The sequence below is a fragment of the Tabrizicola sp. genome, assembly GCF_051645465.1.
Classification (GTDB): domain Bacteria; phylum Pseudomonadota; class Alphaproteobacteria; order Rhodobacterales; family Rhodobacteraceae; genus Tabrizicola.
Genome location: NZ_JBOFBI010000082.1, coordinates 1 through 25,055, shown reverse-complemented (window position 1 = coordinate 25,055; position 25,055 = coordinate 1). Strand labels below are relative to the sequence as shown.

Genomic DNA, 25,055 nt, shown 5'->3' with positions numbered 1-25,055 from the left:
GAGACGCGGCAGGCGCTGCGGCTTTGGCAATCCTTGAACACCGATCATCTGGAGGGGCAGGCATGACCCGCAAGCTTTTTGGCACTGACGGCGTGCGTGGCCGGGCGAACAGCTGGCCCATGACGGCAGAGCTTGCGCTGAAACTGGGTGCCGCCGCGGGGCGGTACTTCCGGCGCGACGGGTCGGCTGCCCACCGGGTGGTGATCGGCAAGGACACGCGGCTTTCGGGCTACATGCTGGAGAACGCGCTGACGGCGGGGTTGACCTCGACCGGAATGAACGTGCTGCTGGTGGGGCCGGTGCCGACGCCGGCAGTCGGGTATCTGACCCGAAGCATGCGGGCGGATGTGGGCGTGATGATTTCCGCGAGCCACAACCCGCATCAGGACAACGGGATCAAGTTCTTCGGGCCGGACGGGTTCAAGCTGTCGGATGCGGCGGAGGCCGAGATCGAGGCGATGGTCGAGGGCGAGATTGCCCCCGCAAAGCCCGAGAACATCGGGCGGGCGAAGCGGATCGAGGACGGGCGGGGGCGCTATCAGGAGTTCGTCAAGACGAGCTTTCCGACGGGCCTGCGGCTGGACGGGCTGAAGGTGGTGATCGACTGCGCGAATGGGGCGGCTTACAAGGCGGCTCCGGAAGTGCTTTGGGAGCTTGGGGCCGAGGTGATCCCGGTCGGCGTGGCCCCCAACGGGACCAACATCAACGACCGCTGCGGGTCGACCCACACCGAGACGGCGGCCGAGGCGGTGGTCGCCCATGGCGCGCATGTGGGGCTTTCGCTGGATGGCGATGCCGACCGGATCATGATCCTGGACGAGACGGGACGGGTGGCGGACGGGGATCAGATCATGGCGCTGCTTGCTGCCCGCTGGGCAGAGGACGGGCGTCTTTCCGGGGGTGCCCTGGTGGCGACCGTGATGTCGAACCTGGGGCTGGAGCGGTTCCTGGAGGGCCGGGGCTTGCGGCTGGAGCGGACGGCGGTGGGGGACCGCTATGTCGTGGAACGGATGCGGGAAGGGGGGTTCAACCTTGGGGGCGAGCAGTCGGGGCATATCGTGATGACCGACTATGCCACCACGGGCGACGGGCTGATCGCGGGGCTGCAGTTCCTGGCCGAGATGGTGCGGACCGGGCGGCCGGCGTCGGACCTGACCCGGAACTTCGCGACGGTGCCGCAAATGCTGAAGAACGTCCGGTTCAGCGAGGGCGTGAGGCCCCTGGATGCGGCTGCGGTCAAGGCGGTGATTGCGGCCAGTGAGGCAAGAGTGGCCGGTAAGGGGCGGATTCTGATACGGAAATCAGGAACCGAGCCCCTGATCCGGGTGATGGCGGAATGCGAGGATGCGGGGCTTCTGGCCGAGGTCGTGGACGAGATCGTCGGGGCCGTGCAGGCGGCCGTTTAGTCGGTTTCTATTGCCCGGACCTTGCCTTCGACGACGGCTTCGGCAACGCCGGTCACTGCTTGCATCCGTTGCAGCAAGGCAGGGCTGCCTGTTCCAAAGATCACACCGATTTCGGGGATTGCGACATCGACCCGCAGGCCCATTTCGGTCAGTGAGCGGCAATAGGCCTCGATCTCGTCCTGATGGGCGGCGTCGAGGATGACTTTGATCTGGATGTCCGACATGGGAGAGAGATAGGGGTCGAGGACGTGTGATCCAAGGCCAGGGCGGCGTTCTTGGCGTTAACTCGTTGTTGAAGAATGGATTTTACCGTCTTGTTTCGATCTTTTTTCGTCTCTGCGCGCGGAAGATGCGTCGGGCGTTAACCATCGACGGCGAATCGGGGTGGGCGGGATGGTGCGCTGTAGCGCACCCTAAGAAACCGCACCGCCGCCTGCTGCCATCGCCAGCCCCGCACCTACGTCGCGGGGGGGCAGCGGCAGCTTTCGTGCCGTGGCCGTGAGCCGGTCCCAGAGCGCCTGGCCGCGGAGCGAGGGGTCGCTTTCGGCGAGGAGGGCGGCGAGGCCTGCAACATGCGGGCAGGCCATGCTGGTGCCGCGCAGGGTGCGGTAAAGCTCGGGCCGGGGATAGGCGGAGAAGATGCCGACGCCGGGGGCGGCGATGTCGACCTCGCCACCCGCGGGGTTGAGGCCGCCGCAGGAGAACTCGGCCACGTCGAGGGTCTGGTCGAGTGCTGCGACGGCGAGGATAGCGGGCGAGTTGGCGGGGGCGCCGACCGGGGCGATGTGGCCGTAGCGCCGTGCGCTTTCGTTGCCGGCAGCGGCCACGATCAGCGTGCCCTTGTCGAGCGCCATGCGGCCGAGGCGTTCGTAGTCGGGCGAGGCGGGCTCGCCTTCGCGGACGGCGCGGCCAAGCGACATCGAGATCACCTCGCAGCCTGCGCCGATGGCCCAGAGCATGCCCGCAAAGATGTCACGCTCGCGCCCGGCGCCCTGGTTGCCCAGGACCTTGCCGACATGGAGCTTGGCGTTTGGGGCCACGCCGTAGCGCGGGGTGGAGCCGGTGGGCGGGCCGCCTGCGGCAGTACCCGCGCAATGGGTGCCGTGGCCGTTGCCGTCCTGCACGTCCTCGCCCGGCACAAAGCTGCGGTCGGTGATATCGCGGCTGGCGAAGTCGGGGTGTTGCAGGTCGATCCCGGTGTCGAGGATGCAGATCTTGATCCCGGCCCCGGTGAAAGGTGAGTTGAGCGCGCCGGTCGCCTGCAGGCCCCAGGTCGCTTTGGTGGTATCCTGAAACTGGTCCTCGGCGAACATCCAGAATTCGGGGCGCACTTCCCTGACCTGCTTTGCCGCGGCGAGCCTGTCGCGCATGCCTGCCGTCTCTTCGCCCTCGAACACCACGGCGATGCCGCTGTCGTCGAGGAGGACGGCATTGGTGGCGGCGTCGAGGTCGGCAAAGCTTTCGCTGGCGGTCGAGAAGCTGCGCGCGGAGGCGCCGATGCAGTCGTGCAGGCAGTCCTCCTGTTCCTTGTGGCTCATCCCGTCGCGGAAAGTGACGATCAGTCCACCAGTGGGGCGGGGACGGAGTGCGTCGAGAAGGGGGTTGGACATCGGGGCCTCCGGTTAGTTACCTGCCAAAGGTGGGGGCTGCACAACCAGAAGGGAAGTAAATCACGCGACCTGCGGCCAGGTTTTGCCGACCGGGCGGGGATTGGCGGGCTAGGGCTCGCCCAGCCCGATAATGCCTCAGCGCTTGACCAGGCGCAGGGGATCGTCCCAGACATAGACATCTTCGCGGATCGGGGTCAGGCCGATGGCCTCGTCACGGGTTGAGAGAAGCCGACCGCCCTGGCGCGTGTAGAAGGCCGCGGCGACATGATTGCCGGAGAGGACGAGTGCCGTGAACGGCTGGGGGGCGGGGCCAAGGGCAAAGCGCAGGAGGGCGGCGCCAAGGCCACGGCCTTGCGCGGCGCGCAGAAGGTAGATCGCCCAAAGCTCTTCTGGGTAGCCGAGGGCGGCGAGCTCCGGGTCGCGCTGGTGGCCCATTTGTGCAAAGCCGAGATCGTCAATCAGGGCGATGCGGGACTCGTTGCGGGCGATGGCGCCGGTCCATTGCGCCAGCCGACGCTCGGGGTTCGAGGCGCGGGCGATTTCGTCGTCCGGAAGGAGGCCGGTGTAGGTTTCCTGCCAGGCCGCGATATGGATGCGGGCAAGCATTGCGGCATCGGCAGGATCAGGTGCGCGGGGTTTCATGGGGAAAGGCTAGGTCAGGTCGTGGTGCGAGACAATGGAGGGCTGCGGGGCGCGCAGGGAGTAGGGATTTCCGCCCTGTCCTTTGGCTTCGCCCGGGGGCATTTTCGCATGGAAGGTGAGCGAGGGGAGCGCGCAGGATGCAGGGGATCGGGGGGCTTGCAGGCAGCGTGGCAGTGCTTGTCTGGGCGAGCGTGGCGTTGGCCGATGAGGCGCTGACAGTTGCCGGACGGCAGATCAGCGTGACCGAGGACGGAATGGGCAGCGCCACCCTGGCTGTCGATGGGGTCGTTATGCATGAGAACGGAGTGATCTACATCGATCCCGAGCCCCAGGTGGTGGCCGGTGTCACCGTGCTGACGGGTGCGGCGGGGGCGGGCGGCAATGCGTGCAATGCGGCGCCTTTCGTGCTGGCGCTGCCGGAAAGCGGGGCGCCGAAATTCTGGGGGCCGATCGACAGCTGCACCTATCTTGTTCCAGATGCTCAGAATAGCCGAGTGCTTTTCGTTTCGGAGAGTTCGTCAAATGTCTCGGGTCGAATTCGACCGGATGAGGTCTGGATGTGGACACCCAGTGATGGGTTCACCACTCCCTTGGGCAGCGCGGATGTCGGCTCGACCGCCGCGCCGGGATGGGAAGGGCTGGAGGGGCTTGCTGGAGCCCATCCGGTCGAGGCACTGAAGATCACGCCCCTGATGGAGGCACTGCAGGCGGGTTTTGGCGAAGACTACGCACGGTTTGCTGAACGGATATCCGACCTTGGTTCGGGTGATCTGACCGAAAAAGGGTATCTTGGCCAGGCTTGCCTCAAGTTCACCTGTGAAGAGGACTGGGCGTTTCTCTATATCGACAGGGCAACGCAGACGGTCTTCGCGGCCTGGAACACAAGTGGCGAGACCGATATCCATCGCTGGCCTGAGGATACGAAGCTTTGGCCTGAAGAGGCGCTTACGGCGCTTGGCGAAAGGTCGGCAGGGTGATGAAGCCAGTGTTCCTTGTGGCGGGGTTCGGCCTTTTCGCCACCGCCGCCATGGCTGAGTTGAAGGACGAAGAACACATCGTCGGCGACCAGATGGTGTCGATCGAGTTCATCGACCCTGTCGAGATCATGTGGGTCGGCCGGAACCAGTATGAGCGGACCCAGGTTCTGTCCGGTCAGGATATCGAGATCGCAGCTTTCGCGACCGATGCTGATGCTGCAGCGATGCTGTCCGCTCGCGCCATAGTTGCGGTCGCGCCGGGGACGCACAGCTGTGACGAGGGCGAGCCGCGAGAGTACTATGTGGTGACGCTGGGCGAGCCCCTGGCCACTGATGGCCCACTGACGACCTGTGTCGAGCTTGCGGTTTCGGTGACCCCGGGCGCTATCGTGCTGGAGGAAGACCCGATGGGCGAGGGTGAGTTCTGGTCCTGGGCGCCGGGTGAGGGGTTCAACACGGCGGCGAACTGACGGGCCTCAGGCCTGCGGTTTCTTGGCGAGACTGTAGTCGCCCATATAGGCAAGCTCGCCGTGGTGGGTGATCTTTGCGGTTTCGTGGCACCAGATCTCGCCGTCGCAGCCCGCGATCCAGCGGCGGCAGAAGGAGGTGTCCTCGCCATGCATGATCGCGCCGTCGCGGCCGCGGAGGTGGCTGAAGAAATCGTGGAAATCCGCGCCGGGGTAGCCGGGGCCGTTGAAGCCGGGGACAGGCAGGGCGGCGGCGCGTTCGACCATTAGCTCGGGGACTGCGCGGCGGATCAGCATGAAGCCGGTGCCCGCGCCGGGGATCTTGCGAAAGCCGTTCCTGACCTCGTAAGGCCAGGGCTCGCCTGCCTCATAGGTCTCGGCCACGTTGTAGCGGAGGGATTCGGCCAGCAGCTTGTCGGTCGTCGCGCGTTCGGCTTCGGGCTTTGCGGCCTCTCGTTCGACGAGCGTGCGGAACGTCTGCCAGCGCATCTGGCGCTGGGGGTAGGCGGCGCAGGTGAAATCGGCATCGAAGGCGAGGAGGTCGAAGAAAAGCTGGGGCGCGTAGCTCATGTCGCTGTCGAGAAGGAGCGCATGGGTGAAGTTCTTCTGCGCGAGGAAGTAGGACATGAGGTAGTTGCGCGAGATCACGAGGTCGGACCATTCGTAGGTCTTCATCGCGAAGGGGATGCCGCGCCCGCGCAGGGCCTGGGTCAGGCCGATGAGGCTCATCACTGCTGGCGTGTGGATCTGGCCGCTGGTCGGCATCAGGATGAGAAGGGTGGCCATGCGGTCTTGCGCCTTGGATAGGGTGGGCCGCAGGGTTGCAGCGGGTCAGCGGCGGCGTCAAGCGGTAGGCCGCCCCCCTCAGGCGGCGCCACCCGCCCACCCTGCCGCCATCGGGGGGCGGCGCGCTTTTGCGCAAGGCGGAAGGTGCCTCCGGCGGGGATATTTCTTGCAAAGATGAAAGGTGGGATGAGAAAGGCCGGAGGTTTCCCCCCGGCCTTGGACGTTGGTTGGGGTGCGATCAGTTCCGCGACTTGTCGACCATCTTGCCTTTGGAAATCCACGGCATCATGGCGCGGAGTTTCTCGCCGACCTTTTCGATCTGGTGTTCGTCGTTGATGCGGCGGGTGGCTTTGAAGAAGGGCTGGCCGACGGCGTTTTCCTGCATGAAGTCGCGGACGAACTTGCCGGTCTGGATGTCGGTCAGGACCGCTTTCATCCGGGCCTTGGTCTCGTCGTAAGGCAGGATGCGGGGGCCGGAGACGTATTCGCCGTATTCGGCGGTGTTCGAGATCGAGTAGTTCATGTTGGCGATGCCGCCTTCGTAGATCAGGTCGACGATCAGCTTCACCTCGTGCAGGCATTCGAAATAGGCCATTTCGGGCTCGTAGCCCGCCTCGACCAGGGTCTCGAAGCCCATGCGGATCAGTTCCACGAGGCCGCCGCAGAGGACGGCCTGTTCGCCGAAGAGGTCGGTTTCGCATTCCTGACGGAAGTTGGTCTCGATGATGCCGGAGCGCCCGCCGCCGATGGCGGAGCAGTAGGAGAGGCCAAGCTCCATCGCCTTGCCGGTCGCGTCCTGGTGGACGGCGACGAGGCAGGGCACGCCGCCGCCCTTGGTGTATTCGCCGCGGACGGTATGGCCCGGGCCTTTCGGGGCCATCATGATGACGTCGACGCCCTTCTTCGGCTCGATCAGGCCGAAGTGGACGTTGAGGCCGTGGGCGAAGGCGATGGCAGCGCCTTCGCGGAGGTTGTCGTGGACGTATTGCTTGTAGGTCGCGGCCTGCAGTTCATCCGGCATGGTGAACATGATCAGGTCGGCCCATTTGGCGGCCTCGGCGATCCCCATGACCTTCAGGCCCTCGCCTTCGGCCTTCTTGGCGCTGGGCGAGCCTTCGCGAAGCGCGACGACCAGGTTCTTCGCGCCGCTGTCGCGCAGGTTCAGCGCATGGGCGTGGCCTTGGCTGCCGTAGCCAAGAATGGCGACCTTCTTGTCCTTGATCAGGTTCACATCACAGTCGCGATCGTAATAGACACGCATGGCGGTCCTCCGTTGGTTGATGAGGGGACTTTAGGGATTTCTGGGCTGGAACCCGTGCAATCTTTGACGAATTATGAATTTTCTGCGAAAATTCATTCGCTAGATAATCCGATGATGGGAAATTCATGCAGCTTGATGATACTGACAGACGCATCCTGCGCCACTATCTCGCCGAGCCGGCGCTGGAGCGTGCCCAGCTGGCCGAGCGTGCCGGGGTGACGTCCGCGACGCTCTGGCGGCGGCTGGAACGGCTGCGCGAGGGGGGCGTGATCCGGTCGGAGGCGGCGGTGATCGACTGGCGGGCGCTTGGCTATGAGGTGGAGGTTTCGTTGCGCTTCACGCTCGACAAGACCAACCCGCGGGCGTTCGACGAGTTCATCGCGGCCGCAAGGGATGTGGCAGAGGTCATCGGGATCGAGACGTTCCTTGGCCGCGTTGATGTGCGGTTGAACGTGATCGCGCGGGATATGGGGCATTGGACCGAGGTCTATCGGGAGAAGATCCTGGGTTTGCCGCATATTCAGGAGGTGGAGGCCTTGATGCTGATCTCGACGGTGAAGGATGCGGCGGGATTGCCGTTGTGATGTCGGATGTGATTGACCTTGACGATCTGGACCGCGGCATCCTGCGGATATTGACGCGGGACGGGACGGTGAGCGCGGGCGAGATCGGGCGGGTTCTGGGCTTAAGCCAGCCTGCCGCCTGGCGCCGGGTGCGGCGGCTGGAGGAGGCGGGGGTGCTGGCGGGGCGGCGGGTGGAGGTGGACCGGGCGGCCCTGGGCTTTGGCGTGACGGTGTTTCTGGGCGTGAAGCTGGCGACGAAGGGTCGGGTTTCTCTGGAGGACTTCGAGCGGGCGGTTACGGCGATCCCGGAAGTGCAGGTGGTGCAGCATGTGCTGGGGCTTTTCGACTATCGCCTACGGGTCGTGGCCCGCGACATCGCCGACTTCGAGCGTGTTTTGCGCCGCCGGATCATGACGCTGCCGGGGGTGGGCAACGTCGAGGCGAATGTGCTTCTGACCGAGGAACGACGTCCGGGGCCCTTGGGTGTGGCGGAAATGGTCGCGAAAGGGTGATCCGGGGCGGCTAGGGTCGGTATCGTTCCTCGTCCCATTTCATGGGCTCGTAGCAAGGCGATGAGGAGACGAAGTCGAACGAAGAGCGGTGTGGGGGAGCCATGAAGATCGCGAAACTGGAGACGTTCGACACGCCGTTCGTCTGCTTCGTGAAGATCACCGCGGACACGGGCGATGTTGGTTGGGGCCAGACGTCCACCTACTTTGCCGACATCACCGCCGATGTCTTCCACCGTCAGGTCGCGCCCCACGCCCTCGGCACGCGGCTTGAGTATCTGGAGGACACGCTCCGCCTGATCTACGAGCGCGAGCACAAGTTTCCGGGAAGCTACCTGCGCCGGGCGCAGGCTGGGCTTGATACCGCGGTCTGGGACCTGCGGGGCAAGGTCGCGGGCGAGCCGGTGGTCTCGCTGCTGGGCGGCAGCCCTGGGAAGGTGCGGGCCTATGCATCCTCCATGAAGCGCGACATCACGCCCGAGGACGAGGCGGCGCGGTTCGTGCGGCTTCGGGACGATAAGGGCTTTGACGCCTTCAAGTGGCGAGTTGGGGCGGAGTGCGGGCGTGATCGGGACGAATGGCCGGGACGAACCGAAGCCATTATTCCTATCGTTGCCAAAGCTTTGGGGGATGGAGTTGAGAAACTGGTTGATGGCAATTCCTGCTATTCGCCGAAGCGTGCGATCGAGGTCGGACGGATGCTGGAAGACCACGGCATCGGCCATTTCGAAGAGCCTTGCCCCTATTGGGAGGTTGACCAGACCGCCGAAGTCCGCACCGCGCTGTCGATAGACGTGGCTGGGGGCGAGCAGGATTGCGAGCTGACCGCGTGGCAGCTTGCCATCGAGCACAAGGCCGTCGACATCCTGCAGCCCGATGTGATGTACATGGGTGGTATCTGCCGGACGCTGGAGGTCTGCCGGATGGGCGAACGGGCGGGCCTTCCGATCACGCCCCACGCAGCGAACCTTGGCCTTGTGACCATGTGCACGATGCACCTGCTGCGCGCGATCCCGAATCCGGGTAAGTATCTGGAGTTCTCCATCGAAGGGCCGGACTACTACCCTTGGCAGGAGGGCCTGTTCCTGAATGACCCCTACCGTATCGAGGACGGTCATGCCATCGTAAGCGATGCGCCGGGCTGGGGTGTCGAGATCAACCCCGACTGGCTGGCCCGCGCCCGCCATCGCGTTTCCGAAAGGACCTGATCATGCCCGGACTGCATGCCCATATCGACCCGGATGGGTTGGAGGAGTTCTCGGTCGTCTTCACCGACCGGTCCTTGAACCACATGTCGGCGCGGTTCCAGGAGGTGATGCGCGATGTCTCGGGTCTTCTGAAGGAGGTCTACAAGGGATCGGCCGTGGCGCTGGTACCGGGGGGCGGGACCTATGCGATGGAGGCGGTCGCGAGGGCCTTCGGCCGCGGCCGGGTCCTGATCGTGCGGAACGGCTGGTTCAGCTACCGCTGGACGCAGATTTTCGAAGCGGGTGCGTTCGCTGCCGAGACGACGGTGGTAATGGCACGGCAGACCGGAAACGACGCGCAGGCGCCCTATGCGCCGCCGCCGATTGACGAGGTCGTCGCGAAGATTCGCGAGGTCAGGCCTGAGGCCGTCTTCGCCCCGCATGTGGAAACCAGTGCCGGAATCATCCTGCCGGACGACTATATCTCGAGGCTTTCAGCGGCGGCGCATGAGGTTGGGGCGTTGATGGTGCTGGACTGTATCGCAAGCGGCTGCGTCTGGGTCGACATGGAAGAGACCGGGGTCGATGTGCTGATCTCGGCGCCGCAGAAGGGCTGGTCGGCCTCGCCGTCCGCCGGGGTCGTGGTCCTGTCGCCCGCGGCCGAGGCGCGTCTGGCGGAGACCACGTCGTCGAGCTTTGCGCTCGACCTGAAGAAGTGGCGCGCGATCATGGCGGCTTACGAAGGCGGCGGGCACGCCTATCACGCAACGATGCCGACCGATGCGATCTTTGGTTTTCGCGACGCGATGCTTGAGACGAAGGCGATGGGGTTTGCCGAGGCCAAGGCGGCGCAGTGGGCGCTGGGGCGGGCCGTGCGGGCGATGCTGGCCGAAAAGGGCGTGCCGTCGGTCGCCGCCGAGGGGTTTCAGGCGCCGGGGGTGGTGGTCAGCTATACGACCGATCCGGATGTGCAGAGCGGCGCGAAGTTCCGTGCCGAGGGGCTGCAAATCGCGGCAGGCGTGCCGCTGCAGGTGGGCGAAGGGCCTGAGTTCCGGACGTTCAGGCTGGGCCTGTTCGGGTTGGACAAGTTGGGGGATGTCGAAGGGACAGTTGCGCGGCTGAAGCGGGCGGTGGACGCCGTGCTTTGAAGTTACACAGGCCGGAAGGGAGCTTCCAGCCTGTGCGTTTATGAAGTCGACCTGACGGTTACTGAGCGTTCAGGATCGTCTTGATTTCCTGGGCTGCGCCCGACGCAGTCCGAAGGTTTTCCGAGCTCGAGAAGAACGACACCAGCTGAGCATACTGCGAATTGGTCAGGCTAGACAGGTCGGCTTCGGGAACCAGCATCATGATTTGCGAGGTGATTGCCGACGACAGAGCCACAGGGGCTTCCTGGGCGACAGCACCAAGTGCAGAGAGAGCGACGAAAGCCGAAGCGAGAACGATGCGTTTCATTTTGTAATCCTTTGCTTTTTGGTTTCCTGCCCCTCGTTGGGGCGGTGAGAGAGAGATGGGGTCGGACCGGGAGAAAGTGAAATCACGGATTGATCGCCGTCAGTCGACCGATTGTGAACAGACGTGCGCTTTGCGGCGGCGATGTGCAGATTTCCCTAGCGTCAATGGCGATTTTCTGCCGGGCCTGTTCACAAGTTACAGGATTCTCACGCAGACCGGAGCGGGTGCGTCAGCAATGTGCATCTGTGCACAGAATATTCAGGCGTTGTCGTTCGTACTTGCCCTTTGGCGAACGCCAAGACCGGCCCGCATCAGCATCTTCCGGACCGGGCGGGCAGAGTACAGCATGTTGAGCGCCCCGGCCCGGAGGTCGCGGAGGAGCGGCGCTTCAGCCATCGAGGCGCGGTTCAGAAGGTCTATTCCGGTGACGCGGCCTTTGACGTCCAGATGCCTGCTGCGGTGGTAGGTCTCGGTCACCGCTGGCCTACCCGGGTCATCGCGGTGGCTTGCCACCAGGTCCAGGAGGCAGGCAAGGTCGGCGAGGCTCATGTTCAGGCCCTGTGCACCGATGGGCGGCACGACATGCGCCGCCTCGGCCATCAGCACCGTGCGGGGCCCCGACATCCGGTCGGCGATCTGGGCGATGATCGGCCAGACGGTGCGGGGCGTCGCAAGCGTCAGGGGGCCGAGGATACCGGCCGAGCGGGTGGTCATCTCGGCCTCGAACGCTGGGACCGCAAGGTCGGCAAGTCGCGCGACTTCGGGGCCGGTGTCCATCCAGACCACGGCCGAGGCGGGTCTGCCCTCGCGGTCGGGGAGCGGCACCAGCGTAAAGGGGCCGCCCTTGCGGTGGACCTCGGTCGAGACATTGCCGTGCGGCAGGTCGTGCGTGACCGAAAAGGCAAGCGCTTTCTGGCCGTAGCGAGTGGTCTTTGCGCCGATCCCAAGCGCCTCACGCACCGGTGAGGCGCGGCCGTCGGCGCCAATCACCAGCCGGGCCGCGATCTGCGTGCCATCGGTAAGGGTGACGAGCGCCTCCGTCTCGCGCACCAGCATACGGGCGAAGCCCAGGCCGGGCCGGAAGCTGACGTTCGGTAGCTCGGCGAGGCGGGCGACCATCTCGCGGCGCAGAAGCCAGTTGGGCAGGTTCCAGCCAAAGGGTGCGTCGGAGATGTCGGCGGCGTCGAAGTCCTTGATCAGCCGGGCGTCTGGCCCTGGTCCGCCTGCGTCGATGATGCGCATGACTTGCAGGGGGGCGGCGTGCGGTTCAAGCCGCGCCCAGAGACCCGCTTGTTCTAGGACCGGGATCGAGGGTTGCAGAAAGGCGGTGGTACGGAGATCGGCGCCTTCGGCCTCGGCCCTGGTCACGGGCGGGGTCGGGTCGACGCAGATCACCCGGAAGCCCGCCGTTCCAAGTGCCGCGGCAGCCGCGAGGCCAGCAACGCCGCCGCCGGAAATCAGGATATCGGTCGTCTCGCGCATCGGTGGCCTCCGTTCGCTACACTAGGCCGGACGCGCATCTTGGGCCAGAGGACAGGTTGTCTCGGTGGGTTCTTTTGGGAGAAGTTACGATTTTTCTGCGAAAAATCAGAGACGTGGCGAGGTCAGGGCAGGGTAATCCAGATCAGGAGAACGAAGATCACCGGGACAAGCGCAAGGGCTGTCAGGACGAGCGCAGGCAGACCCCAGGCCTGGACGGCGAGGACCAGAGCGGTCAGGGCGATGACGATCAGGTAGTGCACCGTATAGATGTCGCGCTCGATGTCGCGGATCACCCGGCCGATCACGGGAAGGGCGCGGAACAGGCGCGAGATCGGGCTGCGGGCGGGGGTCAGGGTCTCGAAGCTTTGGGCGGTCAAGGGGGGTTCTCCGGCTGATTTGGACGGAGATAGGGTGGGCCTCGCGAAAGGTCAGGGGCTGTGACGTTCCGTCACGCACGCAGCACGGCGAGAAAGGCCGCGAGGTCGCTGGTGTGGTGGTGGATGTGCGGCGCAGGCAGGGGGTCGGGCGCCACGTGGACGGTCTGCATGCCGAGGGAATGGGGGACGGCAAGGTTGCGGGCATCATCTTCGAACATCGCACCGGCCTGCGGGTTCAGCCCGTCAGCCGTGAAGACCGTTTCAAAAGCGCGGGCCTCGGGTTTGGGGTGAAAGCCTGCGTGTTCGACCCCGTAGACCGCGTCGAACAATCCGGCAAGTCCTCGCGCTATAAGGACTTTTTCGGCATAGGGCGCACAGGCGTTGGTGTAGACGATCTTGCGGCCCGGAAGGTCTGCGATGGCGGAAGCAAGGCCCGGGTCGGGGGCCAGGACCGAGAAGTCGATGTCGTGCACCTCGGTCAGGTAGGGGCCGGGGTCGACGCCGTGTTCGGTCATGAGGCCCGCAAGGGTGGTGCCGTAGGTCTGCCAGTAATGGGCGCGGAGGTGATCGGCGCGGGCGCGGTCGACCTTCAGGGCGCGCATCACCCAATCGGTCATCCTCACTTCGATCTGGTCGAAGAGGCGCATCGAGGGCGGGTAGAGCGTGTTGTCGAGGTCGAAGACCCAGGTCGTGACCCGCGCGAAATCAGGGTTTGGCATGGAGATGGGTCTAGCCTTTGGAGGGGGTGTTGGGAAGGGTTGATCGGGGGGTGGGGGCCGCGCTAGGGTCCGGTGCTGGTGGGAGAGGGTCCGGAGCCGTGCAGAAAGACGCCTACACGCTGATCCTGGAAGCGATCGAGGCCGGGGTCTACAAGCCCGGTGACCGGCTGGTCGAGAGCGAACTTGCCGAGCGGTTGGGCGTGTCGCGGACGCCGGTTCGTGAGGCATTACAAAGGCTTGAGACCCAGGCGATGCTGACGCGGGACGGGCGGAGCCTGATTGTCGCCTCGCTTGATCACAACCAGCTGGCCGAGCTTTACACAGTGCGGACCGAGCTGGAGGGGCTGGCGGCGCGGCTTGCGGCACGGCATGCGACGCCCGAGGAAGTGCGGGTTCTGCGCAGCATGGTGACCGAGGACCGGCTGCTTCTGGGCGGCGATCCGAAGGTGCTTTCAAAGGCGAACAAGCGGTTTCACCGGCAGATCCATCTGGCGAGCCACAACCGGTTCCTGGTGCAGCAGCTGGACTTGGTGCACCGGTCTATGGCCTTGATGGCAAACACATCTTTCGCGGCCGAGGGGCGGGACGAGGTGGCGCTGGACGAGCATGAGCGGATAGTGGCGGCGATCGAGGCGGAGGATGGCGAGGCGGCCTATCAGGCGCTGAAGTCGCATATCAGCCAGGCGTTCGAGACCCGGCTTCGGGTGGATGCGGGGGAGTTGAAGACCCGGTAGTGCAGGTCGCGGGTGGTGGGGTTAAGGAAAGTGAACGATGCTGAAAGCCCGGGGGCCGCAAGGGGGTTTAGGCCGGCCCGCAACCCTTTGGGAACGCTGTGTTAATCTTGGATCCTTCGAACAAGTTGATGATCTTGTTTCCGTCTATACCCACGTCTGGCTTTTGGGCCGTTAACCATGCGGGGCGAATCGGGCTGGCCGGGTACCCCCCACCCCCGGCCCCTCCCCACGAGTGGGAGGGGAGGCGTGGGGCGGACCCGTCGGACAGCATTACAACCCGCAGGATCGGCCTCTCTCAGCGCTTCGCCTCCACCGAATGGTCAAAGAGACCATGCGTGGTCTTGTCCCAGTAGAAGGGGCGGCTCGCGAGTTCGAAGAGACCTTTGTAGGCGGCGAGTGAGGCGAGGGGGTAGTAGAGCTTCAGTGTCAGGACCCAGAGGAGGCTGAGGCCATGATCGGTGCGGCGGAGGCCAAGGGCTCCGATCAGGATGTTGGCGATTTCGGACAGGAAGAAGATGCTTACGATGGCCCAGACGGCTGCGTCCGGCAGGACGGCGCAAAGCGGATGGTTGTAGCCGAAGGGCAAGAGGAGGAAGGACCACAGGAGCGGTGCCAGCAGGAATTGTGCGATGGTGCCTAGGAAAAGCACCTGGAACCCCAGGAACCCGCGGGGGCCGAGCTGGCGCCAGAGGAGCCGGGGCGCGCGCATGTGGACGGCCCAGGTCATGATGTAGCCCTTGATCCAGCGCGAGCGCTGCTTGATCCAGGGGAGGGGGCGGCAGTTCGCCTCTTCACCCGTGACGGTGTCGATCAGCTCGGTCCGGTAGCCGTGGCGGGCGAGGCGGATGCCGAGATCGGCGTCTTCGGTCACGTTGTGCGCGTCCCAGGCGCCGAGGCTTTCCAGCACATCGCGGCGGAAGAAGAGCGTGGTGCCGCCAAGCGGGACCACAAGGCCAAGGCGCGAAAGGCCGGGCAGGACGAGGCGGAACCAGCCGGCATATTCGATGGTGAAACAGCGGCTTAGCCAGTTGGTGCGGGGGTTGTAGTAGTCGAGCACGCCCTGGAGGCAGGCGACTTCGGGGCCGGAGCGCTGGAACCGTTCGACGACCTTTTTCAGCTGGTCGGGTTCGGGCGCATCCTCGGCGTCGTAGATCCCGATGATCGCGCCGCGCGCATGGTCAAGCGCGTGGTTCAAGGCGCGCGGCTTGGTCTTGACCTGGCCTTCCGGGACGATGACGACGCGCATCCAGGGCGGGAGTTCGGCGTTGGCCAGAGCGTCGAGGGTCACGTGGTCTTCGGCCTCGACCGCGAGGATCACATCCAGAAGCTCGGCCGGGTAGTCGAGCCGGGCGAGGCGGCGGACGAGGCGGGGGGCGATGTCGGCCTCGCGGTACAGCGCCACGATGATCGACACGATGGGGGGGATGCCGTCGGTCGGGGGGAGGGGGCCGGGTTCGGGTGCGCGGAGGGCTGCGATGGTGGCGGCGAACTTGAGCGCGACGATGAGGAGAAGCGAGACGACGGCGAACGCGAGGGCGGCGAGGCCGGTGGCCAGTGGTGCGAGCGTGAGGGCGGCGAGGAGCATGCCGAGGGTCAGGAGCGCGCGGGGGGACTGGTGCAGGCGCGGCCAGCTGCGGCAGCTTTCGGCGGGTGCGACCCGGCTTTCGGCGGCGAGGGCCAGTTGCTCGCCGCGCCGGGAATGGATCGCGGCAAGGATGGCGCGCTGTGAGGCAAGGCCTGCTGCGACAGGGCCAAGGCGGGCCTCAAGCATGGGGCGGAGGCGACGAAACTCCTCAGGCCGTGAGGTGGCGACGACGGTGACATCGCCGGTCTTCTGCCAGGGGACGAGGCCGTGGCGGAGGCAATCGGACACGCCGACCGCGTCGATCAGCCTGGGGTCGGGGAGGGCAGTGTCGAGGTCGACAAGCCGGATGCCCCAGTTCCGCGCGTCGACGCCGAGGAGATCGCGTTCGACGACAAGACCGCGGGCGCGGAGTATGTCGGGCAGGCGCCCAGCCTCACGCCCGTTCTGGGAAAGGGCGGTGAGCATGTCATCGGGCGGCACGACACCTTCGCGCAGGAGCGAGGCCCCGACCGCAAGCTTGCGCTGGCCGCCCCTTGGCGGGTCAGGCAGGATGTCACGTGTCCGTTCGGCGGCCCCCATGCCGGTCTCCAGCTTGCGCGGGGTCATCCTGCGCGCGCCGGGTTAACGTGAGGTTAACTTCCGCTCAGGCGGCGCGGCGGGCTTTCATGGCTTCGGCGAAGCGCTCGAATAGGTAGAAGCTGTCCTGGGGGCCGGGCGAGGCTTCGGGGTGGTACTGGACCGAGTAAATCGGTTTGCCGTCGACCGCGATGCCGCAGTTGGTGCCGTCGAAGAGGCTGACGTGGGTCTCCTTGACGCCCTTCGGCAGGGTGTCGGCGTCGACGGTGAAGCCGTGGTTCATGGAGGTGATCTCGACCTTGCCGGTGGTCAGGTCCTTGACCGGGTGGTTCGCGCCGTGGTGGCCGTGGTTCATCTTGCGGGTCTTGGCGCCAAGCGCGAGGGCCAGCATCTGGTGGCCAAGGCAGATGCCGAAGAGGGGGAGGTCCTTCTGGAGGACGCCCTTGATCATCGGGACGGCATAGGCTCCGGTGGCCGCCGGGTCGCCGGGGCCGTTCGAGAGGAACACGCCTTCGGGGTTCAGGGCCAGCACGTCCTCGGCGCTGGCGGTGGCGGGGAGGACGGTGACCTCGCAGCCGACCGAGGCCAGGCAGCGCAGGATGTTGCGCTTGGCGCCGTAGTCGATGGCGACGACGCGGAAGCCGGGACCTTCGCGGCGGGTGTAGCCTTCGGGCCAGGCCCACCGCTTTTCATCCCAGCGGTAGCTTTGGGCGCAGGTGACGTCTTTCGCGAGGTCAAGGCCGACCAGGCCTTTCCAGGCCCGGGCCTTGGCGACGAGTTTCTCGATGTCGAAGTTGCCGTTCGGATCGTGTGCGAGCGTCACATGCGGGGCGCCTTGCTGGCGGATCGCGCGGGTGAGGCGGCGGGTGTCGATGCCACCGATCCCGATCCGGCCGATCTTCGTCAGCCAGTCGGTCAGCTCGCCCGTCGCGCGCCAGTTCGAGGGTTCGGTCGGATCCCATTTGACGACCATCCCGGCGGCGGAGGGGGTCTGCGTTTCGTCATCCTCGGGCGTGACGCCGACGTTGCCGATGTGGGGGAAGGTGAAGGTCACGACCTGGCCGGCGTAGGATGGGTCGGTCATGATCTCCTGGTAGCCGGTCATGGCGGTGTTGAAGACAAGCTCGGCCACCGCCTCGCCCTGGGCGCCGAAGCCCTTGCCGTAGAAGATCGTGCCATCGGCCAGGACGAGGCAGGCGGTCGCATCGCGCGCGGCGGGCATGGGCGAGTCTCCTATGGCAGATTGGCGGGGAACCTAAGGGCAGGGGCGGAAAGGGTCAAGCCCGGTAAGGAAAAGGATTATCTATTGGAATCAGCGTGTTGTTAAAACCGGCTGCGGTTGCGGTCAGTGGCTGATCCGGGTATTGTCGGAAATCGGGGAAATCATCGGGGATAACCGACCTATGCTATTGCGTGACCGTCTGCAGGCGGCCCTCAAAGAGGCCATGAAGGCTAAGGAGGCCGACCGCCTTTCAACACTGCGGTTGATCAATGCCGCCATCAAGGACCGCGAGATCGCCGTCCGGGGCGAGGCCGAGGCGGTCGAGGTGGGCGAGCCCGAAATCCTCCAGATCATGGGCAAGATGGTGAAGCAGCGCCTGGAATCGGCCCGCGCCTACGAGGAAGGCGGGCGGCTGGAGCTGGCGGAGAAGGAAGTTGCGGAAATCGGGGTGATCCAGGAGTTTCTGCCGCGGCAGATGGATCAGACCGAGATCGAGGCGGCGGTGGATGCTGCGGTGGCCGAGACCGGGGCGGCGAGCATTCGCGATGTCGGCAAGGTGATGGCGGCGCTGAAGGGCCGCTACACCGGGCAGATGGACTTTGGCGCGGTGGGTGCCTTGGTGAAGGCGCGGCTGGGGTAGGGCCGCGCGTCGCGAGGGCCGCTTCGGCGGCGGCGGCAAGGTCCTCCTGTGGGACCTCCAATCCGTCAAGCCGAGACACCAGCGCGGGAAAGCCCATCGCCGGGTTCAGCCGCCACATCGCTCTTTGCAGCCAACCGGCGTTGCCGAGGAACCGCTCCGGCTGTTCGACGCGAACAGGAGGAAGGTGCGGGATCGTGCCGTGTTGCGGCGCAGGCTGCGTACTTCGGTCCACGGAACCGGCACGCCTAGGCGGCGATCGTGGTAGCTTTCGGCGGAAATGGTGACGACCGTGGCCGGGTCGCCGAAACTGCTGGGCATCTGCAGGAAGAGAAGGCCAAAGATCAGGAGCAGAGCCAGGCCAGGGAGCCAGAGGGCCGGACCCAAGACCGGACCTGCCGCCAGCATCGCCGCCCCGGCAAGACCCCAGCCGCCGCAGAACAGCTGCCAGGCAATCATGGTGGAGCTTGTGTAGCGGGCGGACAGTCCCAGGTCAGGCATCGCGGCTACCTTTCCTCGGTCGTGGCGAAGTAGAGCCTGGTGCCGCCAGTTAAAAGCTGGCCGCCGCGACTGAAGCCGGCAGTGGTTGAGGGGCGGTGTGCGGGTCAGGCCCGCACACCGGCTGCTGGCATCAGTTTGCCACCAGCGCCTCGTTCCTGACAAACATCGTCGAGAAGACGCCGGTGGTGGACGTGTCCACCGTGACCTCGACCGCATGCATTTCCTTGTCGCCGGGCACTTCAAGCGCCAGCACGTTCGGTGCCTTGGTCGGGAACGGGCGGGACTGGCGGAAGACGTGGCTGTCGCCATAGATCAGGAGCACGGGCTTTCCAAATGCGGCGGCCTGTTCGATCAGGGTGTTGCCGAAGTTCTGAAAGCCGGAATGGCGGAGCCAGGTTTCGTCGTCGAATTCGTTCCAGTCGAACTCGAACATGTTGGCCTGTATCGAGATGACCATCGCGTTCGCCTCGCTTGCGGCGGCGAAGCTTTCCTGCAGCCACAGGACGTTGGCGGCGTCGCGGGCAAAGAACTCTGCCACCGCGGCCTCGTCCCGGATCTCGAAGTTGTTGTTCGAGCCGACGACATGGGCGGTCACGAACATCACGTCGCCCTGCATCATCCGGACATTCTCCGGGTAGCCGGCCGCGGCCTGCGAGGTGAGGGTGGCTTTGGTCTGGCCGAAGGATTTCGTGCCGTCGCCGAAATAGGTCGTGCGCAGGTAGTTCAGCCGCTCAAGCGGGTCGAACTTGCCGGCGGCCTCGCGGTGGCAGTCGGTCCATTCGTTGTCGCCGGGGGTGTAGAGGGTTGGTGCGGTGAAGCTGTTCATGAAGGTCAGCTGCTGGGTCAACACTTCGTCCGAGCACGGGGTCGATCCGGACTTGGTGTCGCCGATATGGACGACCAGCACGGGGTTGCGCGCGTTGATCTGGGCGATCAGTGCTTCGTAGGGGGCGTAGACCTCTTCCGGCTTGCCGTAGGGTGCATCGCCAAGTGCGACGAAGGTGAAGGGTTCGGCGGCGGCGGCGGTCGCGGTGCAGAGGGCCAGGACGGCGAAAACAGGACGCTGCATTGGGGCTCCTTCAGGTGGCTAAAAGGCTAGCCTGATGCCGTCATGTTGCGCGGCGATGACGGGTTGGCGACAGTGCGATGACGTAGTTGGGCGATGCATTGCAGAAGCCCGGCAGCAACCGCCAACGATGGTCGGCCCCGCTTGCAAACCACATCGGTCGCCTTCATTCTGCCAGTGCATTTGACGCGATAGACGCGGCAATACTGTTCATTTAGGAGAGGAAATGCTGTCTGTTTTTGTGGCGGTGTTCACGTCGGTCGCCCCGGTTTCCTTCGACGCGGCGCGCCTTATCTCGCTTTTTCACCCGGGGCGGGAGAGCATTACGATCAGTGGGACCGACGGCGATGCGGTCACCTATCTCTGCAAGCCGGGCCCGGCGGGCGAGACCCCGCAGGAGCAGGCTGAAAAGGCCCAGGTTGCGTTCGAGACCAACCTGGAGAAATTCGCGGAGACTTGGGTGGACGACATGATGGAAGGCATCGACGAGGGCGCACCTGAGTTCTCAGAGGCTCTGACCCTCAGCCTGAAGATGGACTCCTGGGCGGGGTCGATGATCACGCATCTGGAAAAGGAATATGGCTGCTTGCTGATGGGCTGACCGTTGGTGAAGGTCAGACGGATCGTAGCCGGGCCAGTGCAGCTTGCAGTTCGTGCTGGAGCTCCAGCCGCTCCTCTTCGCTGAGGAAGGCGCCAAGTTCGACTTCGCGGTTGTTGCCCGACAGGGTCAGGTAGTTCGGCACCGGCCCGCCGGTTTCGTGCAGCGTGACGCGGACCCAGTAGGGGTTGGCCTCCCAGTCCTGCCGCGCGCCTTTCGGGCCGTGGCGGGTCAGCTGGATCCGGTCCGGCGCGAGGCGGAGGTCTTCCAGGATGTCGCGGTCGCGGCCGTTCTTGCGAAGCGCGAACCAGATCGCGAGGATCGCCGCCACAAGGAACGGGAGGAGCGCCCAGAGCACGGGATTTCCTACTAGGCCGACCAAAGGCACTGCGATCAGCGTCGCGGTGAGGCCGATGAACCAGACAAAGCCGCGCTGGGTCAGGGACCGGTGCGGCCAGAGATGCAGGCGATGCGCGTCGCCTTCGGGGGGAAGCCATTCGTAAGGCATGCACCAATTCTAAGGCGCTGGTGTCGATAGGGAAGGGGGAGGCTCCTCGTTCGCCTTCGGCTTCTCGTCGCGGGGCGGTGGCGACGAGCGGTCGAAGACCGACGAGGAGCGTTGGGTTGCGGCCCTGTCAGTCGGCAAGGCCGTCCACAAAAGCCCCGAGGGCCGTGCGGTAGGCTTCCGGGTTCTCGGCATAGGACCCCAGATGATCTGCCCCCGTCCAGAGCGTCGCCGTCCCTTCCCGCTCCTCGGCGAGCGTTTGCGACGGACCGATCGGGACCAGCGCGTCGTAGGCACCATGGGCGATGAAGAGGGGGCCGGGGAAGGCCTGGTAGGCGCTTGCGACCTCGGCCTCGTCAAGCGGCAGGCCGGTCAGGTAAGGCAGGATCGTCTTGGCCGCCAAAGCCGACACGCCAGAGAGCGGCCTGCCGCTTTGTTCTCCCAGGTGATCGATGACCGCGCTGAAACTGAGCGCGGGGCTGTCGAGCGCCACGGCCTGGACCCGCCCGGCAAGCGCGCTTTGCTTCAGGAACTGGCCGAGGATTGCGCCGCCCATCGATTCGGCCACGACGAGCACGCCCGGATCGGTATCGGTGGGCGCCATGCGGGCCACGGCGGCCTCGACGTCGGGCCATTCGGTCAGGCCAAAGCCATAGCGCCCGTCAGGCGAGGGCGGGGCGGTGGGGTCGTTGCGGTAGCTGACCAGCAGGACCGACCATCCCGCTTCATGCAGGATCGAGAGGTGCCGGTAGCCATCCTCGCGCGCGCCTGCGATGCCGTGGACATAGACCGCGCGCCCGACTTCGGGGCCAGCGGCCGGGACCAGCCAGGCCTCGGCCGGGCCGACGGGGGTCTCCAGGGACACGACTTCAAAAGGCAGTGAAAGCGCCTGCATCGGATCGCCGCGGTAGCCAAGGGCCAGAGGGTCGGTGGGGCGGTCGTTCGTGGTCATTGCGGACAGGGGCCCCGCCTTCATGAGCCCGGCGGTCTCATGGGCCAGGAAGTAGCCGCTGATCCCCACATAGCCGACAAACGCCAGCACCAGGAGCAAGACGAGAAACAGGGCGACACGCATCGAAACCTCGCTTTGCTGAAAAGAAAAGGCCCCGGGGTCATTTGCTCCCCGGGGCCTTTGGATTGTCGAAACGCTTAGTGCGCGTGGGACTTGTCCCAGTCGGACTGCTTCGGCAGCTGCTCGAACGTGTGTTCGGGCGGCGGCGAGGGCAGGGTCCATTCCAGCGTGTCGGCGTATTCGTTCCAGTAGTTGTTCTCGGTCACGCGGCGGCCCCACATCAGGGTGTAGAACACGATGCCGATGAAGAACACGAAGGACGCGAAGGACAGGAAGGCGCCGATCGAGGAGAACCAGTTCCAGTAGGCGAACGCCTCCGGATAGTCGATGTAGCGGCGCGGCATGCCTTGGCGGCCAAGGAAGTGCTGGGGGAAGAAGGTGAGGTTCGAGCCGATGAACATCGCCCAGAAGTGGAGCTTGCCTGCAAATTCCGGGTACTGGCGGCCCGACATTTTGCCGATCCAGTAGTAGACCCCGGCGAAGATGCCGAAGACGGCGCCGAGCGACATCACGTAGTGGAAGTGGGCGACCACATAGTAGGTGTCATGATAGGCGCGGTCGACCGGGGCTTGCGCCAGGACGATGCCGGTCACGCCGCCCGCGGTGAAGAGGAAGAGGAAGCCGAAGGCGAAGAGCATCGGTGTCTCGAACGTGACCGAGCCCCCCCACATCGTCGCGATCCAGGAGAAGATCTTGATGCCGGTCGGTACGGCGATGACCATGGTGGCCAGCATGAAGTAGGACTGCTGGGTCAGGGACATGCCGGCGGTGTACATGTGGTGCGCCCAGACGACGAAGCCGAGAACGCCGATCGCCACCATCGCATAGACCATCGGCAGGTAGCCGAAGATCGGCTTGCGGCTGAAGGTCGCGATGACCTGGCTGATGATGCCGAAGGCCGGGATGATGATGATGTAGACTTCCGGGTGGCCGAAGAACCACAGGATGTGCTGGTAAAGGACCGGGTCACCGCCACCCGAGGGGGTGAAGAAGGTGGTTCCGAAGTTCCGGTCGGTCAGGAGCATGGTGATCGCGCCTGCCAGGACGGGCAGGGCGAGAAGGATCAGCCAAGCGGTCACGAAGATCGACCAGCCGAAGAGCGGCACTTTGTGCAGCGTCATGCCCGGTGCGCGCATGTTCAGGAACGTGGTGATCATGTTGATCGCGCCAAGGATCGACGACGCGCCCGAGAGGTGGACAGCGAAGATCGCGAGGTCCATCGCATAGCCGCCCTCGGCTGTGGTGGAGAGCGGCGGGTAAAGGACCCAGCCCACGCCCGATCCGGTCCCAAGCTCGCCACCACCGCCGGGGGCCAGCATCGAGGCGACACCAAGCGAGGTGCCAGCGACGTAAAGCCAGAACGAGAGGTTGTTCATCCGCGGGAACGCCATGTCCGGCGCGCCGATCTGGAGCGGCATGAAATAGTTGCCGAACCCGCCGAAGAGCGCGGGAATCACGACGAAGAACATCATCAGGACGCCGTGATACGTGATCATCACGTTCCAGAGGTGCCCGTTGGGGGTGCAGACGTCGCCCGAGGCGATGAAGCGCGCGCCTTCCTGGCACATGTACTGGACGCCCGGATGCATCAGTTCAAGCCGCATGTAGACGGTGAAGGTCACCGAGATCAGGCCGACGATGCCGCCGACGAAGAGATAGAGGATCCCGATGTCCTTGTGGTTGGTCGACATGAACCAGCGGGTGAAGAACCCGGGTTTGTGATGTTCATTGCCGTGAATGGCTGCGTCCGCCATAGGCGTCTCCCGCGTTGGTCGTTCCCGTCATGCCCGTTTGCGTGCCACGGAGAGGGCCGCCCGGTTCCCTTGTGCCCCGTCTTTAGCTCTGCGGGCGACAGGTCGCAATGCATGACTTTGCCGCAGGGGGCAGAAATCGTGGCCAAAACGGAACAGGCGCAACCCCCGCCTGGGGTCGCGCCCGTCAATTCTTCGGCTGGTCAGGTCTTACTGGGCGACCGAGGCCAGATAGGCCGCGACATCCTCGCCACCCGCAGCGAGCTTGAAGGACATTTTCGACTTGGCCCCGTCATCGCCGAGGGCGGTTTTCAGGTAGTCGGCCGGGTTGGCGGTATAGGCGGCGAGGCTGGCCTCGTCCCAGACCGCTCCGGTCGCGCCGAGGGCCGCAATCGAATCGCCGTACGAGAAGTCGGGGTCCGACGCGATGGCGCGGCCGATCACTCCGTAAAGGTTCGGGCCGGTGCGGCCGCCCTTCTGGATTTCGGTTCCATCGGTCGCGATGATCGAATGGCAGGCTTTGCACTTTTTAAAGGCCTCCTCGCCCGCTGCCGGGTCGCCCGCGAAAGCGGGAGCCGCGAGTGCGGCTGCGGTCAGGGCCAGAAGGATGAACTTCGTCATGATGTCCTCATATGTCACGGGAGGCAGAGAGCTTTCCCACGGCGGCAACATGGGGGCGGAGGGTGCTGATATGCAATAGCAACCTGATGTTATGCGGCATCATGTCGGGCAGGGAGTGCCCTGAAAGCGCCGGGGAAATGTGGCCATGAGGGCGGCGTCGAGGTCGGCCATGGTCACGGGGAGGCCGAGGTCGACAAGGCTTGTGACGCCATGGTCGCGGATGCCGCAGGGGACGATTCCGTCGAAGTGCGAGAGGTCCGGTTCGACGTTGATCGAGATGCCGTGGAAGCTGACCCAGCGGCGGAGCTTGATGCCGATGGCGGCGATCTTGTCCTCGGCGGGTTGGCCGTTGAGGCCCTGGCGGTCTGGACGTGTGACCCAGACGCCGATGCGGCCGGGGCGGATCTCGCCCTTCACGTTGAACTCGGCCAGCGTGTCGATGACCCAGGCCTCAAGCTCGCGGACGAAGCAGCGGACGTCCTGGCCGCGGGTCTTGACGTCGAGCATGGTGTAGATCACCCGCTGGCCTGGGCCGTGGTAGGTGTACTGGCCGCCACGGCCTACGGGGTAGACCGGGAAGCGATCGGGCTGGACCAGATCGGCGGGCTTGGCCGAGGTTCCGGCGGTGTAGAGCGGCGGGTGTTCCAGAAGCCAGATCGCCTCATCCGCCTCGCCACGGGCGATCGCCTCGGCCCGCGCTTCCATGGCGGCAAGCGTCTCGGCGTAGGGGGCGAGCCCGGGGATGT

At 65.3% G+C, this 25,055-nt stretch carries 28 protein-coding genes; 10 read left to right on the top strand and 18 right to left on the bottom strand.

Annotation, left to right across the window (positions count from 1 at the left end; genetic code table 11):
* Window positions 1–62: 62 nt before the first annotated feature.
* A complete protein-coding gene (gene glmM / locus ACRCSW_RS05495) occupies window positions 63–1,406 on the top strand; it encodes a phosphoglucosamine mutase (protein ID WP_438703266.1) in 1,344 nt (447 codons plus the stop codon).
* Here glmM and ACRCSW_RS05490 read toward each other — a convergent pair.
* The 3 genes from ACRCSW_RS05490 to ACRCSW_RS05480 form a co-directional block, all read right to left on the bottom strand.
* On the bottom strand, window positions 1,403–1,630 hold the full coding sequence (locus ACRCSW_RS05490) for a hypothetical protein (protein WP_438703264.1): 228 nt from the start codon (window positions 1,628–1,630) through the stop codon (window positions 1,403–1,405). The two genes, glmM and ACRCSW_RS05490, sit on opposite strands and share 4 nt — an antisense overlap.
* Window positions 1,631–1,819: 189 nt before the next feature.
* Window positions 1,820–3,016: a S8 family serine peptidase gene (locus ACRCSW_RS05485; RefSeq protein ID WP_438703262.1), complete on the bottom strand. Its 1,197-nt coding sequence runs from the start codon at window positions 3,014–3,016 to the stop codon at window positions 1,820–1,822.
* Between the two features lie 135 nt (window positions 3,017–3,151).
* On the bottom strand, window positions 3,152–3,658 hold the full coding sequence (locus tag ACRCSW_RS05480; protein ID WP_438703260.1) for a GNAT family N-acetyltransferase: 507 nt from the start codon (window positions 3,656–3,658) through the stop codon (window positions 3,152–3,154).
* Window positions 3,659–3,795: 137 nt separating this feature from the next.
* Between ACRCSW_RS05480 and ACRCSW_RS05475 the strand changes: the two genes are divergently transcribed.
* Both ACRCSW_RS05475 and ACRCSW_RS05470 read left to right on the top strand, forming a co-directional pair.
* The gene (locus ACRCSW_RS05475; protein WP_438703258.1) at window positions 3,796–4,635 is read left to right on the top strand and encodes a hypothetical protein; all 840 of its coding nucleotides are present in this window, start codon (window positions 3,796–3,798) and stop codon (window positions 4,633–4,635) included.
* On the top strand, window positions 4,635–5,105 hold the full coding sequence (locus tag ACRCSW_RS05470) for a hypothetical protein (protein WP_438703256.1): 471 nt from the start codon (window positions 4,635–4,637) through the stop codon (window positions 5,103–5,105). Before ACRCSW_RS05475 ends, ACRCSW_RS05470 begins: the two co-directional genes overlap by 1 nt.
* A gap of 6 nt (window positions 5,106–5,111) precedes the next feature.
* Here ACRCSW_RS05470 and ACRCSW_RS05465 read toward each other — a convergent pair whose 3' ends face one another.
* Window positions 5,112–5,888 (bottom strand): hypothetical protein, encoded by a 777-nt coding sequence (locus ACRCSW_RS05465; protein ID WP_438703254.1) that lies wholly within the window; start codon window positions 5,886–5,888, stop codon window positions 5,112–5,114.
* A 238-nt stretch (window positions 5,889–6,126) separates the two neighbouring features.
* On the bottom strand, window positions 6,127–7,149 hold the full coding sequence (gene ilvC, locus ACRCSW_RS05460) for a ketol-acid reductoisomerase (protein ID WP_438703252.1): 1,023 nt from the start codon (window positions 7,147–7,149) through the stop codon (window positions 6,127–6,129).
* A gap of 125 nt (window positions 7,150–7,274) precedes the next feature.
* Between ilvC and ACRCSW_RS05455 the strand changes: the two genes are divergently transcribed.
* The 4 genes from ACRCSW_RS05455 to ACRCSW_RS05440 all read left to right on the top strand — a co-directional run bounded on the left by ACRCSW_RS05455 (window position 7,275) and on the right by ACRCSW_RS05440 (window position 10,556).
* Window positions 7,275–7,733: an Lrp/AsnC family transcriptional regulator gene (locus tag ACRCSW_RS05455; RefSeq protein ID WP_438703250.1), complete on the top strand. Its 459-nt coding sequence runs from the start codon at window positions 7,275–7,277 to the stop codon at window positions 7,731–7,733.
* Window positions 7,734–7,741: 8 nt separating this feature from the next.
* Window positions 7,742–8,224 (top strand): Lrp/AsnC family transcriptional regulator, encoded by a 483-nt coding sequence (locus ACRCSW_RS05450; protein WP_438703268.1) that lies wholly within the window; start codon window positions 7,742–7,744, stop codon window positions 8,222–8,224.
* Window positions 8,225–8,325: 101 nt separating this feature from the next.
* A complete protein-coding gene (locus ACRCSW_RS05445) occupies window positions 8,326–9,429 on the top strand; it encodes a mandelate racemase/muconate lactonizing enzyme family protein (RefSeq protein ID WP_438703248.1) in 1,104 nt (367 codons plus the stop codon).
* 2 nt (window positions 9,430–9,431) lie between these two features.
* Window positions 9,432–10,556 (top strand): aminotransferase class V-fold PLP-dependent enzyme, encoded by a 1,125-nt coding sequence (locus ACRCSW_RS05440; protein WP_438703246.1) that lies wholly within the window; start codon window positions 9,432–9,434, stop codon window positions 10,554–10,556.
* A gap of 58 nt (window positions 10,557–10,614) precedes the next feature.
* Here the strand turns inward: ACRCSW_RS05440 and ACRCSW_RS05435 are convergent, their stop codons facing one another.
* The 4 genes from ACRCSW_RS05435 to ACRCSW_RS05420 form a co-directional block, all read right to left on the bottom strand.
* Window positions 10,615–10,863 (bottom strand): hypothetical protein, encoded by a 249-nt coding sequence (locus ACRCSW_RS05435; protein ID WP_438703245.1) that lies wholly within the window; start codon window positions 10,861–10,863, stop codon window positions 10,615–10,617.
* Window positions 10,864–11,121: 258 nt separating this feature from the next.
* On the bottom strand, window positions 11,122–12,345 hold the full coding sequence (locus ACRCSW_RS05430) for a UbiH/UbiF family hydroxylase (RefSeq protein ID WP_438703244.1): 1,224 nt from the start codon (window positions 12,343–12,345) through the stop codon (window positions 11,122–11,124).
* Between the two features lie 122 nt (window positions 12,346–12,467).
* Window positions 12,468–12,722 (bottom strand): hypothetical protein, encoded by a 255-nt coding sequence (locus ACRCSW_RS05425; protein ID WP_438703242.1) that lies wholly within the window; start codon window positions 12,720–12,722, stop codon window positions 12,468–12,470.
* Between the two features lie 71 nt (window positions 12,723–12,793).
* A complete protein-coding gene (locus ACRCSW_RS05420; protein WP_438703241.1) occupies window positions 12,794–13,441 on the bottom strand; it encodes a pyrimidine 5'-nucleotidase in 648 nt (215 codons plus the stop codon).
* Window positions 13,442–13,539: 98 nt separating this feature from the next.
* Here ACRCSW_RS05420 and ACRCSW_RS05415 point away from each other — a divergent pair, with 98 nt between their 5' ends.
* Entirely contained in the window at window positions 13,540–14,175 is a 636-nt protein-coding gene (locus tag ACRCSW_RS05415; protein WP_438703240.1) for a GntR family transcriptional regulator, read from the top strand.
* A 295-nt stretch (window positions 14,176–14,470) separates the two neighbouring features.
* On the opposite strand, the gene ACRCSW_RS05410 is transcribed toward ACRCSW_RS05415, so the two are convergent.
* The gene (locus ACRCSW_RS05410) at window positions 14,471–16,366 is read right to left on the bottom strand and encodes a glycosyltransferase (protein WP_438703239.1); all 1,896 of its coding nucleotides are present in this window, start codon (window positions 16,364–16,366) and stop codon (window positions 14,471–14,473) included.
* A 37-nt stretch (window positions 16,367–16,403) separates the two neighbouring features.
* Window positions 16,404–17,558 (bottom strand): glutamine-hydrolyzing carbamoyl-phosphate synthase small subunit, encoded by a 1,155-nt coding sequence (carA, locus tag ACRCSW_RS05405; protein WP_438703238.1) that lies wholly within the window; start codon window positions 17,556–17,558, stop codon window positions 16,404–16,406.
* A gap of 181 nt (window positions 17,559–17,739) precedes the next feature.
* Here carA and ACRCSW_RS05400 point away from each other — a divergent pair, with 181 nt between their 5' ends.
* Entirely contained in the window at window positions 17,740–18,198 is a 459-nt protein-coding gene (locus ACRCSW_RS05400; RefSeq protein ID WP_438703236.1) for a GatB/YqeY domain-containing protein, read from the top strand.
* Window positions 18,199–18,303: 105 nt separating this feature from the next.
* On the opposite strand, the gene ACRCSW_RS05395 is transcribed toward ACRCSW_RS05400, so the two are convergent.
* Together ACRCSW_RS05395 and ACRCSW_RS05390 are read right to left on the bottom strand one after the other, a co-directional pair.
* Complete coding sequence (locus ACRCSW_RS05395) at window positions 18,304–18,696, bottom strand: hypothetical protein (protein WP_438703234.1); 393 nt, start codon at window positions 18,694–18,696, stop codon at window positions 18,304–18,306.
* Between the two features lie 130 nt (window positions 18,697–18,826).
* Complete coding sequence (locus ACRCSW_RS05390; RefSeq protein WP_438703232.1) at window positions 18,827–19,765, bottom strand: hypothetical protein; 939 nt, start codon at window positions 19,763–19,765, stop codon at window positions 18,827–18,829.
* A 223-nt stretch (window positions 19,766–19,988) separates the two neighbouring features.
* On the opposite strand from ACRCSW_RS05390, the gene ACRCSW_RS05385 reads away from it, so the two are divergent.
* Window positions 19,989–20,363, top strand: coding sequence for a hypothetical protein (locus ACRCSW_RS05385; RefSeq protein WP_438703230.1), 375 nt, complete (start codon window positions 19,989–19,991; stop codon window positions 20,361–20,363).
* Between the two features lie 13 nt (window positions 20,364–20,376).
* Here ACRCSW_RS05385 and ACRCSW_RS05380 read toward each other — a convergent pair whose 3' ends face one another.
* From ACRCSW_RS05380 to lipB, 5 genes are all read right to left on the bottom strand, one after another.
* Window positions 20,377–20,868 (bottom strand): DUF2244 domain-containing protein, encoded by a 492-nt coding sequence (locus tag ACRCSW_RS05380; protein ID WP_438703228.1) that lies wholly within the window; start codon window positions 20,866–20,868, stop codon window positions 20,377–20,379.
* 127 nt (window positions 20,869–20,995) lie between these two features.
* Window positions 20,996–21,940, bottom strand: coding sequence for an alpha/beta hydrolase (locus tag ACRCSW_RS05375; protein WP_438703227.1), 945 nt, complete (start codon window positions 21,938–21,940; stop codon window positions 20,996–20,998).
* 74 nt (window positions 21,941–22,014) lie between these two features.
* Window positions 22,015–23,691, bottom strand: coding sequence for a cytochrome c oxidase subunit I (gene ctaD, locus ACRCSW_RS05370; RefSeq protein ID WP_438703225.1), 1,677 nt, complete (start codon window positions 23,689–23,691; stop codon window positions 22,015–22,017).
* A 207-nt stretch (window positions 23,692–23,898) separates the two neighbouring features.
* Window positions 23,899–24,309: a c-type cytochrome gene (locus ACRCSW_RS05365; RefSeq protein ID WP_438703223.1), complete on the bottom strand. Its 411-nt coding sequence runs from the start codon at window positions 24,307–24,309 to the stop codon at window positions 23,899–23,901.
* Between the two features lie 99 nt (window positions 24,310–24,408).
* Complete coding sequence (gene lipB, locus ACRCSW_RS05360) at window positions 24,409–25,053, bottom strand: lipoyl(octanoyl) transferase LipB (RefSeq protein ID WP_438703221.1); 645 nt, start codon at window positions 25,051–25,053, stop codon at window positions 24,409–24,411.
* Window positions 25,054–25,055 lie beyond the last annotated feature (2 nt).

Excerpts from the sequence above, each read along its gene's own strand:
- glmM (WP_438703266.1), top strand. The coding sequence starts at position 63 with ATGACCCGCAAGCTTTTTGGCACTGACGGCGTGCGTGGCCGGGCGAAC.
- ACRCSW_RS05490 (WP_438703264.1), bottom strand. The coding sequence starts at position 1,630 with ATGTCGGACATCCAGATCAAAGTCATCCTCGACGCCGCCCATCAGGAC.
- ACRCSW_RS05485 (WP_438703262.1), bottom strand. The coding sequence starts at position 3,016 with ATGTCCAACCCCCTTCTCGACGCACTCCGTCCCCGCCCCACTGGTGGA.
- ACRCSW_RS05480 (WP_438703260.1), bottom strand. The coding sequence starts at position 3,658 with ATGAAACCCCGCGCACCTGATCCTGCCGATGCCGCAATGCTTGCCCGC.
- ACRCSW_RS05475 (WP_438703258.1), top strand. The coding sequence starts at position 3,796 with ATGCAGGGGATCGGGGGGCTTGCAGGCAGCGTGGCAGTGCTTGTCTGG.
- ACRCSW_RS05470 (WP_438703256.1), top strand. The coding sequence starts at position 4,635 with ATGAAGCCAGTGTTCCTTGTGGCGGGGTTCGGCCTTTTCGCCACCGCC.
- ACRCSW_RS05465 (WP_438703254.1), bottom strand. The coding sequence starts at position 5,888 with ATGGCCACCCTTCTCATCCTGATGCCGACCAGCGGCCAGATCCACACG.
- ilvC (WP_438703252.1), bottom strand. The coding sequence starts at position 7,149 with ATGCGTGTCTATTACGATCGCGACTGTGATGTGAACCTGATCAAGGAC.
- ACRCSW_RS05455 (WP_438703250.1), top strand. The coding sequence starts at position 7,275 with ATGCAGCTTGATGATACTGACAGACGCATCCTGCGCCACTATCTCGCC.
- ACRCSW_RS05445 (WP_438703248.1), top strand. The coding sequence starts at position 8,326 with ATGAAGATCGCGAAACTGGAGACGTTCGACACGCCGTTCGTCTGCTTC.
- ACRCSW_RS05440 (WP_438703246.1), top strand. The coding sequence starts at position 9,432 with ATGCCCGGACTGCATGCCCATATCGACCCGGATGGGTTGGAGGAGTTC.
- ACRCSW_RS05435 (WP_438703245.1), bottom strand. The coding sequence starts at position 10,863 with ATGAAACGCATCGTTCTCGCTTCGGCTTTCGTCGCTCTCTCTGCACTT.
- ACRCSW_RS05430 (WP_438703244.1), bottom strand. The coding sequence starts at position 12,345 with ATGCGCGAGACGACCGATATCCTGATTTCCGGCGGCGGCGTTGCTGGC.
- ACRCSW_RS05420 (WP_438703241.1), bottom strand. The coding sequence starts at position 13,441 with ATGCCAAACCCTGATTTCGCGCGGGTCACGACCTGGGTCTTCGACCTC.
- ACRCSW_RS05410 (WP_438703239.1), bottom strand. The coding sequence starts at position 16,366 with ATGACCCCGCGCAAGCTGGAGACCGGCATGGGGGCCGCCGAACGGACA.
- carA (WP_438703238.1), bottom strand. The coding sequence starts at position 17,558 with ATGCCCGCCGCGCGCGATGCGACCGCCTGCCTCGTCCTGGCCGATGGC.
- ACRCSW_RS05400 (WP_438703236.1), top strand. The coding sequence starts at position 17,740 with ATGCTATTGCGTGACCGTCTGCAGGCGGCCCTCAAAGAGGCCATGAAG.
- ACRCSW_RS05395 (WP_438703234.1), bottom strand. The coding sequence starts at position 18,696 with ATGCCTGACCTGGGACTGTCCGCCCGCTACACAAGCTCCACCATGATT.
- ACRCSW_RS05390 (WP_438703232.1), bottom strand. The coding sequence starts at position 19,765 with ATGCAGCGTCCTGTTTTCGCCGTCCTGGCCCTCTGCACCGCGACCGCC.
- ACRCSW_RS05385 (WP_438703230.1), top strand. The coding sequence starts at position 19,989 with ATGCTGTCTGTTTTTGTGGCGGTGTTCACGTCGGTCGCCCCGGTTTCC.
- ACRCSW_RS05380 (WP_438703228.1), bottom strand. The coding sequence starts at position 20,868 with ATGCCTTACGAATGGCTTCCCCCCGAAGGCGACGCGCATCGCCTGCAT.
- ACRCSW_RS05375 (WP_438703227.1), bottom strand. The coding sequence starts at position 21,940 with ATGCGTGTCGCCCTGTTTCTCGTCTTGCTCCTGGTGCTGGCGTTTGTC.
- ctaD (WP_438703225.1), bottom strand. The coding sequence starts at position 23,691 with ATGGCGGACGCAGCCATTCACGGCAATGAACATCACAAACCCGGGTTC.
- ACRCSW_RS05365 (WP_438703223.1), bottom strand. The coding sequence starts at position 24,309 with ATGACGAAGTTCATCCTTCTGGCCCTGACCGCAGCCGCACTCGCGGCT.